This is a genomic window from uncultured Streptococcus sp. (assembly GCF_901875575.1).
GTDB lineage: Bacteria > Bacillota > Bacilli > Lactobacillales > Streptococcaceae > Streptococcus.
The window spans coordinates 1-16,105 of sequence record NZ_CABFMF010000004.1 but is presented as its reverse complement, the minus strand read 5'-3'; the positions used below and the strand labels follow the sequence as shown (position 1 = coordinate 16,105).

At 38.6% G+C, this 16,105-nt stretch carries 17 protein-coding genes; 5 read left to right on the top strand and 12 right to left on the bottom strand.

What is annotated here, in order from left to right; all coding sequences use genetic code 11:
- Positions 1-64 precede the first annotated feature (64 nt).
- The 3 genes from QZ114_RS00880 to QZ114_RS00870 are packed head-to-tail and all read right to left on the bottom strand — an operon-like array spanning position 65 to position 1,439.
- Positions 65-421, bottom strand: coding sequence for an arsenate reductase family protein (locus QZ114_RS00880; RefSeq protein ID WP_295498581.1), 357 nt, complete (start codon positions 419-421; stop codon positions 65-67).
- 20 nt (positions 422-441) lie between these two features.
- The gene (locus QZ114_RS00875; protein WP_295498683.1) at positions 442-945 is read right to left on the bottom strand and encodes a methylated-DNA--[protein]-cysteine S-methyltransferase; all 504 of its coding nucleotides are present in this window, start codon (positions 943-945) and stop codon (positions 442-444) included.
- Positions 945-1,439: a GNAT family N-acetyltransferase gene (locus QZ114_RS00870; protein WP_295498578.1), complete on the bottom strand. Its 495-nt coding sequence runs from the start codon at positions 1,437-1,439 to the stop codon at positions 945-947. Before QZ114_RS00870 ends, QZ114_RS00875 begins: the two co-directional genes overlap by 1 nt.
- Positions 1,440-1,573: 134 nt before the next feature.
- On the opposite strand from QZ114_RS00870, the gene QZ114_RS00865 reads away from it, so the two are divergent.
- Together QZ114_RS00865 and QZ114_RS00860 are read left to right on the top strand one after the other, a co-directional pair.
- A complete protein-coding gene (locus tag QZ114_RS00865) occupies positions 1,574-2,023 on the top strand; it encodes a DUF1836 domain-containing protein (RefSeq protein ID WP_295498576.1) in 450 nt (149 codons plus the stop codon).
- A complete protein-coding gene (locus tag QZ114_RS00860; protein WP_295498573.1) occupies positions 2,020-2,667 on the top strand; it encodes a hemolysin III family protein in 648 nt (215 codons plus the stop codon). The genes QZ114_RS00865 and QZ114_RS00860 overlap by 4 nt, the downstream gene beginning before the upstream one ends.
- Positions 2,668-2,689: 22 nt before the next feature.
- On the opposite strand, the gene pdxT is transcribed toward QZ114_RS00860, so the two are convergent.
- The 3 genes from pdxT to nox form a co-directional block, all read right to left on the bottom strand.
- A complete protein-coding gene (gene pdxT, locus QZ114_RS00855) occupies positions 2,690-3,271 on the bottom strand; it encodes a pyridoxal 5'-phosphate synthase glutaminase subunit PdxT (protein WP_295498570.1) in 582 nt (193 codons plus the stop codon).
- A complete protein-coding gene (gene pdxS / locus QZ114_RS00850) occupies positions 3,272-4,147 on the bottom strand; it encodes a pyridoxal 5'-phosphate synthase lyase subunit PdxS (RefSeq protein WP_295498568.1) in 876 nt (291 codons plus the stop codon).
- Positions 4,148-4,298: 151 nt separating this feature from the next.
- Positions 4,299-5,678: a H2O-forming NADH oxidase gene (nox, locus tag QZ114_RS00845; RefSeq protein WP_295498565.1), complete on the bottom strand. Its 1,380-nt coding sequence runs from the start codon at positions 5,676-5,678 to the stop codon at positions 4,299-4,301.
- Positions 5,679-5,985: 307 nt separating this feature from the next.
- Here nox and QZ114_RS00840 point away from each other — a divergent pair, with 307 nt between their 5' ends.
- From QZ114_RS00840 to QZ114_RS00830, 3 genes are read left to right on the top strand one after another with little or no spacing between them, the layout of a single operon-like run.
- Entirely contained in the window at positions 5,986-6,909 is a 924-nt protein-coding gene (locus QZ114_RS00840; RefSeq protein ID WP_295498562.1) for an FAD:protein FMN transferase, read from the top strand.
- 59 nt (positions 6,910-6,968) lie between these two features.
- Positions 6,969-7,574, top strand: coding sequence for an NADPH-dependent FMN reductase (locus QZ114_RS00835; protein ID WP_153222858.1), 606 nt, complete (start codon positions 6,969-6,971; stop codon positions 7,572-7,574).
- An 18-nt stretch (positions 7,575-7,592) separates the two neighbouring features.
- On the top strand, positions 7,593-8,837 hold the full coding sequence (locus tag QZ114_RS00830; protein WP_295498556.1) for an NAD(P)H-dependent oxidoreductase: 1,245 nt from the start codon (positions 7,593-7,595) through the stop codon (positions 8,835-8,837).
- A 113-nt stretch (positions 8,838-8,950) separates the two neighbouring features.
- Here the strand turns inward: QZ114_RS00830 and QZ114_RS00825 are convergent, their stop codons facing one another.
- From QZ114_RS00825 to pgdA, 6 genes are all read right to left on the bottom strand, one after another.
- A complete protein-coding gene (locus tag QZ114_RS00825; RefSeq protein ID WP_173253493.1) occupies positions 8,951-9,208 on the bottom strand; it encodes a DUF896 family protein in 258 nt (85 codons plus the stop codon).
- Between the two features lie 41 nt (positions 9,209-9,249).
- Positions 9,250-11,286 (bottom strand): glycine--tRNA ligase subunit beta, encoded by a 2,037-nt coding sequence (gene glyS, locus QZ114_RS00820; protein WP_295498550.1) that lies wholly within the window; start codon positions 11,284-11,286, stop codon positions 9,250-9,252.
- Between the two features lie 212 nt (positions 11,287-11,498).
- Positions 11,499-12,416 carry a glycine--tRNA ligase subunit alpha gene (glyQ, locus tag QZ114_RS00815; RefSeq protein WP_295498547.1) on the bottom strand — a complete coding sequence of 306 codons (918 nt, stop codon included), beginning with the start codon at positions 12,414-12,416 and terminating at the stop codon, positions 11,499-11,501.
- Between the two features lie 192 nt (positions 12,417-12,608).
- The gene (locus QZ114_RS00810; RefSeq protein ID WP_295498544.1) at positions 12,609-13,370 is read right to left on the bottom strand and encodes an elongation factor Tu; all 762 of its coding nucleotides are present in this window, start codon (positions 13,368-13,370) and stop codon (positions 12,609-12,611) included.
- A gap of 272 nt (positions 13,371-13,642) precedes the next feature.
- The gene (locus QZ114_RS00805; protein WP_295498680.1) at positions 13,643-14,485 is read right to left on the bottom strand and encodes an aldo/keto reductase; all 843 of its coding nucleotides are present in this window, start codon (positions 14,483-14,485) and stop codon (positions 13,643-13,645) included.
- A gap of 76 nt (positions 14,486-14,561) precedes the next feature.
- Positions 14,562-15,953 carry a peptidoglycan-N-acetylglucosamine deacetylase PgdA gene (gene pgdA, locus QZ114_RS00800; RefSeq protein WP_295498541.1) on the bottom strand — a complete coding sequence of 464 codons (1,392 nt, stop codon included), beginning with the start codon at positions 15,951-15,953 and terminating at the stop codon, positions 14,562-14,564.
- Between the last annotated feature and the right edge of the window lie 152 nt (positions 15,954-16,105).

Genomic DNA, 16,105 nt, shown 5'->3' with positions numbered 1-16,105 from the left:
CTAGTTTATCATACTTTAAAATTGGAAAGTAATATATTTTCCCTATCAAAGTGATAGAGAAAAGCTATTTCAAACTTAAATCTCCATAAGATGTTCGATAACCAATTTGTTTAAGGATACCATTTTCTACTAAAAGAGGGCGTTTTAATAACATGCCATCACTTGCTAGAAGTTTCGCTGCATCTTGCTTAGACAAGCTTCCAATCTTATCTTTCAAGCCCATTTCACGATATTTGATTCCACTAGTATTAAAAAATTGCTTTAGTTCAAAACCAGATTTCTCCAGCCAGTCTAAAATCATTTCTTCACTCGGAGTCTCTTCTACGATATGAACATCTTTGTATTCAAGCCCTAACTCATTCAATTCATTTTTTGCTTTTTTACAAGTTGAACATTTTGGGTATTCGATAAATTCTAACATCTTTCTCTCTTTCTTTATTCTCATTCTTGAAAATGTATACCTTCATGTGCTAGTAGCCAAGCCTTCTTTTCCACTCCTGCGGCATATCCTGTCAGGCGATTTCCTTTCCCTAGGACACGATGACAGGGAACTAAAATAGACCATGGATTGCGTCCCACTGCTCCTCCAATTGCTTGAGCAGACAGGACTTGCAATTCTTGAGCGATTTGGCCATAAGTAACTGTTTGACCATAGGGAATATCCTGCAAGTAGGTCCATACTCTCTTTTCAAACTCTGTCCCAATAGGAGCTAGGGATAGCTGAAACAAGTCCTGAATTTCCCCTTTAAAATAGGCATCTAAGTAGAAAATAACCTGATCCAGGATAGCATGACTTTTAACTTCTTCCAAACTATCTTCTACTAAACCTCTCTCAAAATTAGACTGCCCCTGAAACCAGATTCCATACAGGTAGTGGTCATCTGCTACTAAGGATAGGAATCCAATTGGTGAGGAGTAGAGCATTTTAGCATACTTTTTCTGCATCATTTTTTTAATTTTTGATAGGCTAAGCGTTCCCCGTCTACTGGAACTTTACCAACCTTTTCAAAACCAAGTTTTTCAAAAATATGTTGCATAGCTTTGTTTTCAGCATGCGTATCTGAGCGAAAATCAAGATAATCAAATCCTTCAATCAAGCCTTCTAAGAAGGTTTGAGCAACTCCTTGTCCTTGAAAATCTCTTGCTATAGCAATACGGTGAAAGACCAGATATTCTGATTCTCCCTCTTGCCAACTTCCTTCATAAATGGCTTCATAATCTTTCTCGGGACTCTTAGTTACAGCTGCATAGGCCAGCAAGTCCCCTTCTTCAAGTGCTACATAAGCTTGACCTGAGATAATATCCTCAATAATAATATCGGCATTTGGATAACCATTTTGCCACTGATTACTTCCTGCATCAGCTAAACATTTTTTAGCATCCTCAATTAGTTGCATAATGGTATTGACTTCATTTGGAAAGGCTAAACGAATTTCCATTTTAACTCCTTTTTACTGACTATTTTTATCCATCATAGCATAATTTAAGCCTTTTCACAAGCAGTTGAAATTTGACTTTTCGTTTTTGTTATTTTATAATCTAGTTATTAAAACTAGATGAAAGGAAGTTGGAAATGAATACCTGTTTTTCCTACCCCAAATGGGAAGAAATCCCGAGCATTGATCTCTACCTGGACCAAGTTTTACTTTATGTGAATCAAGTTTGCTCCCCTGTCTTTACGGAGAAAGAAAAAGGGTTGACTGCATCCATGGTCAATAACTATGTTAAACACGGATATCTTACAAAACCAGACAAGAAAAAGTACCAACGCCAACAAATTGCTCGTTTGATTGCTATCACAACCCTCAAATCTGTCTTTTCAATTCAAGAAATTGCACAAACACTCAATACACTTCAAACACAAGCCAGTTCAGAGCAACTCTATAATGCCTTTGTAGATTATATGAACCAAGGAATTGATCCATCAAATCCCATCATCCAAAGCAGCTGCCAAACTATCAAACTTTATCACTACACCTTATCACTAGTCACACATCACTCTGAAAAGGAGGAGACTAAATGAATACTAGCCTAAAACTCAGTAAACAACTTAGTTTTGGAGAAGAAGTCGCTAATAGCGTCACCCATGCTATTGGTGCGCTTTTCATGCTGATTTTGTTACCTATTTCATCTACCTACAGTTACCAAGTACATGGATTTTTATCATCATTTGGTGTTTCTATCTTCGTGATTAGCCTATTTCTAATGTTTCTTTCATCTACAATCTATCACTCCATGGCTTACGGCTCAACCCATAAATATGTGTTACGAATCATTGACCATTCTATGATTTATGTTGCCATTGCTGGCTCATACACGCCCGTCGTCTTAACCTTAATGAATAACTGGTTTGGTTATCTGATTATTTCCATTCAGTGGGGAACGACCATCTTTGGTATTCTCTATAAAATCTTTGCTAAAAAAGTCAATGAGAAATTCAGCCTTGCTCTTTACCTAATTATGGGTTGGTTGGTTCTGGCTATCATTCCTGCCATTATCAGTCAAACGACACCAATCTTTTGGAGCCTTATGGTAACAGGTGGTCTTTGTTACACTGTAGGAGCAGGATTTTACGCTAAGAAAAAACCTTATTTCCACATGATTTGGCATCTCTTTATCCTTGCTGCATCTGCCCTCCAATACATCGCCATTGTTTATTACATGTAAAAAAAGTTGAGAAAATTCCTTCTCAACTTTTTTCTTTACACATATTGATAAAGTACTGGTGCAAGCGCACATCATCAGTCAATTCAGGATGAAAAGAAGTTACCAACATATTTTTTTCTTGGGCTGCAACGATCTGATTGTCCACTATTGCTAGAATTTCTACATCTTCTCCAACACTACTGATAATCGGACCGCGAATAAAAGTCATTGGAATCTTACCAACTCCCTTACATTCTGCTTCGGTATAAAAACTTCCAAGCTGGCGTCCATAAGCATTGCGCTCGACCACCATATCCATAGTTCCTAGATGACTCTCGTCCTGAGAAGTAATTTCCTTAGCCAGCAAAATTAAACCCGCACAGGTTCCAAACACTGGTAATCCAGATAGAATTGCTTCTCGAATGGGAAGCAGCATGTCTTGGTCTCGCAAAAGCTTGCCCATTGTTGTTGACTCCCCACCCGGTAAAATTAAACCAGACAGTTCTTTTTGATATTTCTGAAAATCTTCTAGGTTTCTTAGTTCAACATTTTTAACTCCAAGTCTTTCCAGAACTCGCTCATGTTCTGCAAAAGCACCTTGTAGAGCCAGAATTCCGATTTTCATCTATTTGCCTCGCTCTGCCATGAGGATTTGAATCTCATTCTCATTAATTCCAACCATAGCTTCCCCAAGGTCTTCAGAGATTTCAGCTAGGATTTTTGGATTGCGATAATTAGTAACAGCCTTGACAATAGCACTTGCCCGTTTTACTGGATCTCCTGATTTGAAAATACCAGACCCAACAAAGACACCCTCAGCCCCTAGTTGCATCATGAGGGCTGCATCAGCTGGCGTTGCAACGCCTCCAGCTGCGAAGTTTACAACTGGTAATTTTCCATGCTCATGGACGTATTGTACCAATTCTACAGGTACTTGTAAGTCTTTGGCAGCAACATAAAGCTCGTCCTCACGCAAATTTTGAATACGACGGATTTCTTGATTCATCATACGCATATGACGAACTGCTTGAACGATATCGCCTGTACCTGGCTCCCCCTTAGTTCGAATCATAGAAGCACCTTCAGCGATACGACGTAAGGCTTCACCCAAGTCCTTAGCTCCACAGACAAAAGGTACTTTGAATTCTTTCTTATCCACATGGAAACGGTCATCAGCCGGAGATAAAACCTCACTTTCATCGATGTAGTCAATCTCAATGGCTTCTAAAATCTGTGCTTCAACAAAGTGTCCGATTCTAACCTTGGCCATAACAGGAATACTAACCGCATCTTGAATTTCTTTAATCATCTTTGGATCGCTCATACGAGAAACACCACCAACAGCACGAATATCAGCCGGAATCCTCTCCAAAGCCATAACAGCTGCTGCACCTGCAGCTTCTGCGATACGAGCTTGCTCAGGATTTTGAACATCCATAATAACGCCGCCTTTAAGCATCTGTGCTAAGTTTTTATTTAATTCATAACGATTTTCAGTCATTTTTTTGTCCTTATACCTTATATTAGTAGCTACAATTTTATTCTAAGATAGAAAAGATAGAATGACAAGACAAAAAAACAAATATTGTCTGGGTACAATATAACTAAAAAAACTATCTAACCTCTAACAAGGCCAGATAGTTCATCAAATATTATTTTTCAGCTGTAAGAGCAGCCATTGTGATATAGTTGTATGGTTTGTTGAAGTGTGGCAAGAAGAAGAGATCTGTCAAGGCCAATTTTTCAATTGTTACATGTTCTTGGATAGCAAGCGAGAACATGTGGATTCCCATGCTAATTGCAATATCATGTGAAACCATTTGGGCACCAAGAATTTCACGACTATCTTTGTCAAAGACAATCTTAATCGCTACTTCATGGTTATCATGTTTCATGAATTCTGGTTTTTGTAGATCGTTAAAGCCTGTTTCAGTTGCATTGTAACCAGCAGCTTTTGCCTTTTCAAGAGTCAAACCAGTTGAAACCATGTGAAGTCCGTAAATTGAGATACCATTTGATCCTTGCACACCGATTCCTTCCAATTCATGGCCACAAGCGTTGTAGGCACCAACAATACCAGTACGAACAGCGTTTGAAGCAAGCGCAATGTAGCTAGTTTCTTTACGAGCATTGTCATAGACAGTCGCACAGTCACCAACTGCAAATACACCTGGAAGTGATGTTTCTTGTTTCTTGTCTACAAGGAAGGCACCGTTGCGGAAGAGTTCAATCTTACCATCAGCAAGGGCAGTGTTTGGACGGAAACCAACTGCAAGGATAACCATATCCACATCGAAAGTTTCTTTATCAGTAATCAAGCGTTCAACTTTACCGTCACCTTCGATTGCTTTAACAGTTTGACCTAGAGCCAAGCGGATGTTGTGATCTTCCAAGTTCTTGGCCATCATTTGTGTGAAGTCTTTATCATAGTAGCCGTTCAAGACAGTATCAACGATATCAACAAGGACAACTTCTTTTCCAAGACGTTCAAAGGCCTCAGCAAGTTCAACACCGATGTAACCACCACCAACAACAGCGATACGGTCAAGGTGCTGGCTCTTGTCAGCAAGTTTATTGATAACTTCTTCAGCGTTTTGGTACAATTTAACGAATTGTACATTGTCAAGAGTTGCTTTAAATTCGCGGTTTCCTTTAACAATTTCAACACCTTCGATTGGTGGCAAGATTGGTGTAGAACCTGTAGCGAAAATCAATTTCTCGTATGATTCTTTGTGCTCTTTCCCTTCAACTTCTGCTGTAACTACTTTGTTATCATAGTCGATTGAAAGAACTGGTGAGTTCATGTAAACCTTAGCACCTTTAGCTTCCAATTTTTCTTTATCAGAATAGAATAAGCCTTCAGGACCATCAATTTGTTCACCAATCCAAAGGGCCATTCCACATCCTAGGAAAGAGATATTAGAGTTTTGGTCAAATACAACGATTTCGTTCTCATTCCCAAAATTATCCAACATAGTATTAATACATGCTGTACCAGCGTGGTTAGCACCAACTACAACGATTTTACTCATAGAAAAATTCCTACCTTCAATTTTAAATTTACTCTTCTAGTATAACATTTACTGTTAGCGTTTACAAGGGTTTTGCTAATTTTCCTGATTTTTTTGTAAAAAAATGTAAATAATCTGTATTTTATCAGCCTTTCTTGCAATTACTCTTTATTTTCTGAGCATATTTCTTGACAACTTTACAAATTTCATTTGTGAAAACGCTGACTTTATGGTATGCTAGTACTATGGAAAGAAAATGTAAGGGATGAATTTTTCATAAATTTACTATATTTCAACCTTCTTTTCATAAGAGAAAGGAGTTGGTAGCTTGCCTCTTAGTTCACATTCTGAAAGGCTAATGGGGACTACTATCACTATTTCATTAGTGGATGAGCGAGCCGATATCTTGCTCCAAAAATCCTTTGATTTGCTCAAAGAGCTAGAATACCGCTTCAATGCCAATAGCCAAGAATCTGAGTTGATGGAAATCAATTATCAAGCTGGAATAGCTCCAGTCAAAGTTCATTCAGACCTGTTTGAACTGATTTCACTTGGGTTAGAGCATAGCCTAGCACCCTCTAGCCATCTCAACATCAGTATTGGTCCCTTGATTCAAACCTGGCGCATCGGTTTTTCAGATGCCAAAGTTGCTCAACCCCAAGAAATTGAATCGGTGCTACCTTTAATTAATCCTCATTATATCGAGTTAGATTCTTCTGCTTCCACTGTGTTTTTAAAACAGAAAGGAATGAAAATCGATCTTGGTTGTTTAGCCAAGGGTTATAGTGCGGATAAGCTTGCCCAATTTCTGAGAGAAGAGGGAGTGACTTCTGCCTTAATCAATCTAGGAGGGAACATCCTGACCATTGGAAAAAATCAGGCAAGAGGGAATCAAGCTTGGCAAATCGGGATTCAAGACCCAGCCAATCTGAGGGGAAATCACTTAATGACTATCCCCGTTGTCAATAAATCTGTCGTGACTTCAGGCATTTATGAACGTCACCTGACAGTCGATGGAAAAGATTACCATCATATTTTTGACAGTCAAACAGGGTATCCTGTTGAAACGGAACTAGCAAGTCTAACAATCATCTCTGATAAATCAGTTGATGGTGAAATCTGGACAACTCGACTCTTTGGAGAAAGACCTGCTTCTATCCTTTGGCAAGTAGAAAGTTTGGAGGGCATCGAAGCCATCCTCATCGATAAGGAAGGTCACCTAAGCTGTTCTTCAGGAATTCCTACTCTATAGAAATAGATATTTCAATGGAGTTTTAAAATCGTATTATGTAAAAAGAGAAAGGAAATCTCATGTTAAAACTTATTGCTATTGTTGGAACAAATTCAAAACGTTCTACAAACCGTCAATTGCTTCAATACATGCAAAAACACTTTGCTGAAAAAGCTGAAATTGAACTTGTTGAAATTAAGGACATTCCTGTCTTCAACAAACCAGCTGACAAGCAAGTACCTGCTGAAATTCTAGAAATTGCTGCTAAAATTGAAGAGGCAGATGGCGTTATTATCGGTACTCCTGAGTATGACCACTCTATCCCAGCTGTTTTGATGAGCGCTCTTGCTTGGTTGTCTTACGGTATTTACCCACTCTTGAACAAACCAATCATGATTACAGGTGCTTCATACGGTACGCTTGGTTCATCACGTGCCCAATTACAACTTCGTCAAATCTTGAATGCTCCAGAAATTAAAGCAAGTGTCCTTCCAGATGAATTCTTGCTTTCACATTCTCTTCAAGCCTTCACCCCAAGTGGTGATCTTGTGGATCTTGATGTTATCAAAAAATTGGATGCCACTTTTGACGACTTCCGTATCTTTGTAAAAATCACAGAAAAATTACGTAACGCACAAGAACTACTTCGCAAAGATGCTGAAGACTTTGACTGGGAAAATTTGTAAGATAGGAGACCAAAAAGAATGAAATTTGTTGGACTTGTAGGATCAAACTACGATCAATCATATAACCGTAAACTCTTGGAATTTATCCGTCGTCACTTCAAACTCAAATTTGAATTAGAAGTCCTCGAAATTGATGAAGTTCCAATGTTTAACCAAGACGAAAAATGGGACGAAAGCTTCCAATTGCGTTATTTATATAACAAAATTACTCGTGCTGATGGTGTCATTATCGCTACTCCTGAGCACAACCATACAATCTCAGCTTCCCTAAAATCTGTTCTTGAATGGCTTTCATACGAAGTTCATCCATTTGAAAACAAACCAGTCATGATTGTGGGTGCTTCTTACTACGACCAAGGTACTTCTCGTGCCCAAGTTCACCTTCGTAAGATTCTTGACGCTCCAGGTGTCAATGCCTATACTCTTCCAGGAAATGAATTCCTTCTCGGTAAAGCTAAAGAAGCTTTTGATGTTAATGGGAATATCACAAATGAAGGAACTATTAATTTCCTTGAAACATGTTTAGACAACTTTGTAAAATATGTGGGAGTCGTTTCAAAATTGAAAAAACCAAAACCAATTGCACCAGAAGATTTATATTGTACAAATTCAATTGCAACTACCATTCAAGGTGTTGATCCAGATGATCCTGAATGGGTAGAAAAAGCAGCTGAACTTGTTGGAGCTGTTTCTGGAGATACTTATGTTAAATTAGACCATGGTATCTTGACAGTTAACCAAATTGACATGTTCTTGAAGGCAATGCCATTTGAATTGACATTTGCAGATGATAATAATCAATTCTTATACTTTAATGACGCACACCAAGACCCAAATACAATGTTTGGTAAACGTGTACGTGCTCAATCAGGAAACCGTTTAGGAACTGTACACGGTTCATTGCCAGATTCTAGAATGAAAAACGTTGAATGGGTTGTCGGTGTATTGCGTAACGGGGATCAAGAATATGTCCGTACAATTGTACCAGGAACACCAGAAGGCGTTATTAATACCCACAATTACCAAGCAATGTACTATCCAGATGGTTCATATGCTGGAATTAATGAGATTATCTTTAATTTCCAACCATGGCTTGACTGGTACCTCAATACAACTGGTCAACGTCTAGTTGGTGGAAATGCTGCAGCTTCTGCTGGTGGACATGGTCACGGCGATGCAGATGCTACATCTGGAGCTTCTGATGCAGGTGATGCTGGAGGCCACGGTGGTGGTGCAGACGCTACATCTGGTGCAAGTAACTAATCATTTTAGGAACCATCTTGGTTCCTTTTTTAGTAATCAAAAGACTAGCAGACAAAAACTGCTAGTCTTTTGGTTATTATTTCATCTATCTTTATTAAAAGAAAAAATACTTATTATGAATTTGGGTCATCGAGACTACGACCATGTAATCCTTTTTCACGTTGTGCCTGACGTAGTTTCTCTGGTGTAACATCGTTTCCTTCTTCGTCCACAATTTTGATCCCTTCGATGTGGTGACGAACAGTGCGACGATAACCTTCGATGTACTCCTCACGTAGTTTGGCTTGTTCTACTTTTTCTTCTGGGGTCAAGCCTTCTGTTTTTTTCTTTTTAGCAAGCTCGTTGATACGAGCAATTTTTTTCGGATCCATTTCTTCTCCTTTATGATAAGATAAACTCCGTTTGACTGAGTTTATTTAGTATTGATTTGGTTAAATCGAGCAAGCTTAGCTGCTTTTTGAGTTAAATGAGACAAGATAGCCAAACGATTTTGACGGATAGCCTGATCTTCGGCCATTACCATGGTATTCTCAAAGAAGGCATCAATAACTGGACTAAGCGCAAAGAGTTGCTTCAATTGCTGACTTGCAGAACCTGATAAAACAAGCGTATCTACTGCTTCAGCCAAGGCTTTCTCTTCTTCATTCTCAAAAAGAGCTGAATCAACTGTAGCAACTCCTTCTGCCTTCTCAGCCAAGTTAAAGGCACGAGAAAGTGATTCAACAGATGGTTTGAAATCTTCTTCCTTACTTGCTTCTACAAGAGCACTTGCTGATTCCAACATATCTGCCACAACAAAGTTCGAACTTGCAAGTACTGCTTCCTTAATATCTTTTGGAGTAGAAGCCATCATCTTATCAACACGAGCCTTGATAAAATCCATAACCTCTGCCTTATTTTCATAAGTCAAGCTGTCAAATGTTAGAGCATAAAGGCTATCAATCAGCTTGTCCATAGCAATGTGCCAACCAAAGGCATCCAAGATACGAACCACACCTTGAGTCGCGCGACGAAGGGCATAAGGATCATTAGAACCTGATGGAATCAAACCTACTGAGAAGAAACTCAAAATCGTATCCAATTTGTCTGCAATGGCAAGCACTGCACCGACCTTGCTCTCTGGAAGTTCTCCTTCAGCTGATGTAGGCATGTAGTGTTCACGAATAGCAACCGCAACTGCTGGAGTTTCCCCAGCAAGAAGGGCATATTTCTCCCCCATAATTCCTTGGAGCTCGTCAAATTCACCAACCATACCTGTCAACAAGTCAAACTTGTAAATAACTGCTGCACGAGCTAGATCAACTGTTTCATCCGCTGACAAACCTGCTTTTTCTGCCAAAAGTACAGCGATTTGACCCGTACGAATCATGTGTTCACGAAGGGAACCAATCTTCTCGTGGAAAGTGACATTGTTTAATTTTTCAACAAGGTCTGAGATAACCAATTTTTGGTCTTCTCGCCAGAAGAATTCACCGTCTTCCAAACGAGCTACCAAAACTTTTTCATTTCCTTTGATGACATTTTCCAAATGCTCTGCGTTTCCGTTACGAACAGAAATGAAGTTCGGCAATAGTTTTCCATCTTGATCACGAACAACAAAGTAACGTTGGTGTTCCTTCATCGAAGTCACCAAGACTTCTTCTGGAACGTCAAGGTATTTGGCATCAAAACTTCCCATAAAGGCAGTTGGGTATTCAACCAAGTTCAAGACTTCATTCAGCAAATCCGCATCAATTTCGATACCCACACCATGTTTTGCCTCAATTTCCTTGATTTGGTCAACAATCATTTGCTCACGTTCACGTGGATCTGCAATTACAAACTGACGACGAAGGTCTTCTTCATAGCTCAATGCTGACTGAATCTTAGTTTCTTTTCCCAAGAAACGATGGCCACGACTCACACGTCCTCCCTTAATATCAAGGAAATCCAAATCAAACTCTTCTTCATCTAAAAGAACTGTTAAAGTGTGAACAGGACGAATGTACTCAAAGCTATTTCCAGCCCAGTGCATGCTAACAGGGAAAGTCAATGACTTCAAGACATCCACAACACCTGGAATGATAGATTCAACTGGTTGACCAACTTCTTCCTTAGTGACATAGACATATTCTTCACCCTTGATTTCACGGAATTCGATATCTTCAACCGTCAAACCTTTTCCACGGACAAATCCTTGTGCTGCTTTCGTGAAGTTCCCATCGCTATCCAAGGCAATTTTCTTTGCTGGACCCTTGAAATCTTCTGTCAAATCAGACTGTTTGTCTGCCAAACCTGTCACACGAACAGCCAAACGACGTGGTGTTGAGAAGGTTTGAATGGCTTCAAAAGACAGACGGTTTTCCTTGAGGAAGGCTGCCATTTTTTCGCCTAGTTGTTTTTCACTTGGTGTAACAACATAGGCTGGTAATTCTTCAAGACCGAGTTCTACTAATAAGTTTTTTGTCATGTTTTTTCTCCGAAAAGTATCTTTTTATTTTCCAGTTTGCCTTATGTGATTGGGCACGCAAGCAACCAACTTCGTTGTTTCATTGCTAAAATTGGAGTCAAAAGTCTCCAATTTTGCCTAGTATCCTTAGCTTCACTAAGGATACCTTCATCACTGCGGCAACTGGTTCAGGGCTCACACTGTTCGCCCATTTTCGTAATTTGTCACTCTCTTTATTCTGCGTCTTCTGCTAAGAGTTTAGCTCGTGTTTCTTCATCCAAAAGTGGGTAACATAGACGTTTGCGTTCTGAGACAAAGGTTTTAGCTACAACTCGAGCTAAATTACGGATACGAGCGATATAGCCTGCACGCTCTGTTACAGATACCGCACCACGCGCGTCAAGCAGGTTAAAGGTGTGTGAACATTTGAGAACATAGTCATAGGCAGGGTGTACCAAACCTTCTTCTAATGCACGACCAGCTTCTTTTTCAAACTTATCAAAGTTTTCAAGCAACATTTCTTGGTCTGAAATTTCAAATGAATATTTTGAGTGCTCATACTCAGGCTGAATAAAGATTTCTCCGTATTTTACACCATCAGCCCACTCAATATCATAGACAGAATCTACTTCTTGGATGTAAGAAGCCAAACGTTCCAAACCATAGGTAACTTCCGCAGTCACAGGGCCAGTTGCCAATCCACCGACTTGTTGGAAATAAGTGAACTGAGTAATTTCCATCCCATCAAGCCAAACTTCCCAACCAAGACCAGCTGAACCAGTTGATGGGTTTTCCCAGTTGTCCTCAACGAAACGAATATCGTGTTCCAAAGGATTGATTCCCAATTTTTCCAAAGACTCAAGGTAAAGTTCCTGGATATTTGATGGAGATGGTTTCATGACCACTTGGAATTGGTGGTGCTGGTAAAGACGGTTAGGATTTTCTCCGTAACGACCGTCAGCAGGACGACGTGATGGCTCTACATAAGCTGCATTCCATGGCTCAGGTCCGATAGCACGAAGGAAAGTGTAAGGACTCATTGTCCCCGCACCTTTTTCGTTGTCATAAGCCTGCATAAGCATACAACCTTGGTCATTCCAAAATTGTTGCAAAGTCAAAATAATTTCTTGAAATGTTAATTTCTTAGACATTGTTTACTCCTTTTTATATAAATTACTTGCGACACGAGTCTGCCTCGTCGATCATACGAGGCAAGACGAGTTAGTACTGCGTCTAGCTCAGGCACTCTAGTGCTGAGCGTGGGGTAGCCCGACTGTAAGGAGGTCTCTGCCACTGACGCAGTGAAATGTTAATTTCTTAGACATTGTTTACTCCTTTAGTTTTTATATTTCTTTTTCAATTAATTTCTGCTGAACAAACCAATTTAACAAGGGAAGAGTTTTATCTGTATTTGCCCATAAATGATAAGAATCGAAGACCGCTTGTACACTACCTAGATTTTCTACCAACTTATCTATTGTCAAAAAACTACGCCAGTATTCGTAAAAAATACTTGCATAATTCTTATCATAAGTCGAAGAACCAAAATCATTCAATGAATGCCAACCATACTTCTTCTGAAAAAGTTCTACGAGAGATTGATTACAAATTTTTTCCGCTTGAAATTCCTCTTCTGTTAAGAAATACTTGCGACTAATATATTCAACCATCCCCTCTTCGAACCAGATATAAGAGTCGTAACCATCAAAATCATCTAAAAAATGCTCCGACCAATGAGCTAACTCATGTCCTACAATCTGTAAGAGGAAATTTTCAGATAAAGAATGATAGTGACTTTCTATTGCTTGAGTTTGCTGAGAACACTCGTAGTCCATCAACTGATACAAATACAACTCTTTCCAAACAGCTAAATCAGGCGTCATAACCATTCGTCTATTATTTGTATAGGCTGGAACAGCACTTTCCCTAATAATCTGTGTGGCAGCATTAAGACTTGACCAAATAACGGCTTGCGGTAAATCATAGACTGCAAGTTCATTCTTTAAAAAAGATTGATAATCTTTCAACTTGTCAGTATTTCTTACTACAAAATCACGAAATGCAGCTAGTTGACTATCGTCTTTTACAAGATAAAGGTTTTCCACGTCTCTCCTTTCTTTCACATAATAGACTGAATAAGAGAAAGAACCGCGTCCGACAATCCTAGGTTGATTTAACCTAGGGGCGTCAGAAACGCGGTTCCACCCTAATTTATTACTTCATTGTTGTTGAAAATAGTACAGAAAGCGCCAGCTCCTTATTTTGCCCTACTTGGCTCCCACTATCCCAAGCTCGCTTGAAGAACGCCATAAGACTTTCTTTCCTGTTGTCTATTATAGCAAAAAACAAAAAGATGTACAATTCTTTTTATGATTTTCTAGAAATCCATTTCGTCAACTTTAGGAGCTCCAGATTTGACCGTAATTCTTTTTAAGATTTCACGCTCCTCCTGACTCAGTTCAATTCCAAAGCAATCTAAATTACTCTTAATTCGAGAAGTAGTCACGGACTTAGGTAGCGGTAAAAATCCTTCTGCCAAGCTCCAAGCTAGTGCAATCTGAGCCACAGATTTTTCATGTCTAGCCGCAATTTCTTTTACCTCTTCCTGATCAAATAATTCTCCCTGACCAAAAGGTCCCCAAGCTTCCAATAAAATTCCTTTTTCTCGACAGTAATCTACTACCTCCTCTTGATACACACCTGGTGCCAAGCGAACTTGATTGACCGCTGGAAAAATTTTTGCTGTTTCAAGCAAGGCATTCAAATGATGGGGAAGAAAATTACTAACCCCGATAGCACGGATTTTGCCTTCTTGATAGAGATCTTCCATAGCTCTCCAAACTTCCGAATTTCGGATTTTCCATTGGTCATTTTCTCTGAGCGGTTTTGGGTTCGGCCAATGAATCAAATACAAATCCAAATAATCCAAGCCCAGTTTCTCCAAAGATTCTTCAAAAGCCTGACGAGCTTGCCCATAGTTGTGATTTGTATTCCAGAGTTTACTTGTTACAAAAATTTCCTCCCTAGGAATCCCACTATCTTGAATAGCACGACCAACGCTTTCTTCGTTTTTATAGATGGTCGCCGTATCGATATGGCGATAGCCTGCTTTTAAAGCCTCTAAAACTGATTGATAGGCAATCTCTCCATTTTCAGCTTTCCAAGTTCCAAATCCCAAAACGGGAATGGAAACTCCATTATTTAAGTTGTAATATGTCATCATCTTCCCTTTCCGAATAAAGAAAATCCAAAGAAATCAGTTCTTAAAGAAAACAAATCTCTTTAGATTCAGTGTTTTATTGATCACGACTATAGAAAAGTTGGTGGGCTCTCAAACGTATATCTAACAAATCTGGAATAGTTACAAAACTATATCCTTGTCCTTTCAGATAGTCAATAATCTTTGGTAAAGCATTTACAGTTTCACCGTGAATATCATGCAGTAATACAATAGAACCGCTGCGAACCTGTCTTTGTACCTCTGTCAAGATGGATGTTTCATTCTTACTCTTCCAATCCAGACTATCTACATCCCACATGATAAAACTCAAATCAAGACTATTGCGAATGTCATCTGTAATTGCTCCATATGGAGGGCGCATCAGTTTAGAACTAGATCCTAAGACTTTTGTTAAAGTATTTTCAGTGTCTGTAATTTGTTTTTTAGCCTCTTCTAGAGAAAGTTTTGAGAGGACTGGATGGCTCCAACTATGATTACCAATAACATGCCCATCCTTTTTCATTCGTTTTAATATCTCTTCATTTCCAGAAATATTTTTACCTAACACAAAGAAAGTAGCTTTAATTCCATACTTAGAGAGTATATCTAGAGCCTTATTGGTCGTTGAAGGATTTGGACCATCATCAAAGGTCAAGGCTACCAATTTTTGATTTTTCTTCTCAAAATAAGCCTTATAAAGTTCTGCATCCTTGTCTTGCAAATACGAAGATTGTAAAACATTAAAGAAAGTGGATACAGGTAAAGCAATCTCATCTATACTTTCAACTTTCTGACTTGGAAAAAGAATAATCTGGCTATCCTTATAATCAAAATTCCAAGTAGACAGATTTTGATCTGAGAATCCTTTGACAAGTTGGTCAAGTTTCTCTTTATCTAATTTCTTGTCCACTAAAAATGCTTTAATTTCTTTTAAAAAAATTTCCTTGGCTTTACTCGTATCTAAAAACAGTTGATTAAGTGTAAAAGATTTCCCATCTTCAGTCAAATGGAACTTTGCAAGTGTGGTTTTTTCAGTTTCTTCAACTTTAAAGGACGCCAAATCGTATACTTGTTTGATAACATTATAATCACTGACTCCTTTTAAAGCAGAATCCTGTTTCTCTGTATAGTAAAAAACAAGGGTATCCTTATCTTCTAACTTTTCCTTAATATCCTGAGTCATGATTCCTTTGATAGACGAGTTTACTTGCTCTCCCTTAAGAGGATAATAAGCAACTACTTCAGCTTGTCCCTTACGAAAATGATCCTTTTGATTCCCTTGACCAAATTGAACTTCTTTTTCATTCTGTAAACTTTCAATCTTCTGTTCAAAACTTTGTTTTGTATATATTTTGTACCCAATTATTGATCCAAGAACACAAATACTAACTGATAATATAGCTACTAAGGTTAGTAAGGCTGTCCTTTTTTTGCCGTAATTCACATGTTTAACTCTACTTTTATTCATAAGACTATCTTATCAAATTCAAGCTATAATTTCAATGAAAAAAGAAAGTCATATTACATTAAAAAAGAGGGAATCTGAACTGCACCCCAAAAGTTAGACAGAAAAATCTAACTTTTGGGGTGTTTTTATTATGAAATTAACTTATGAAGATA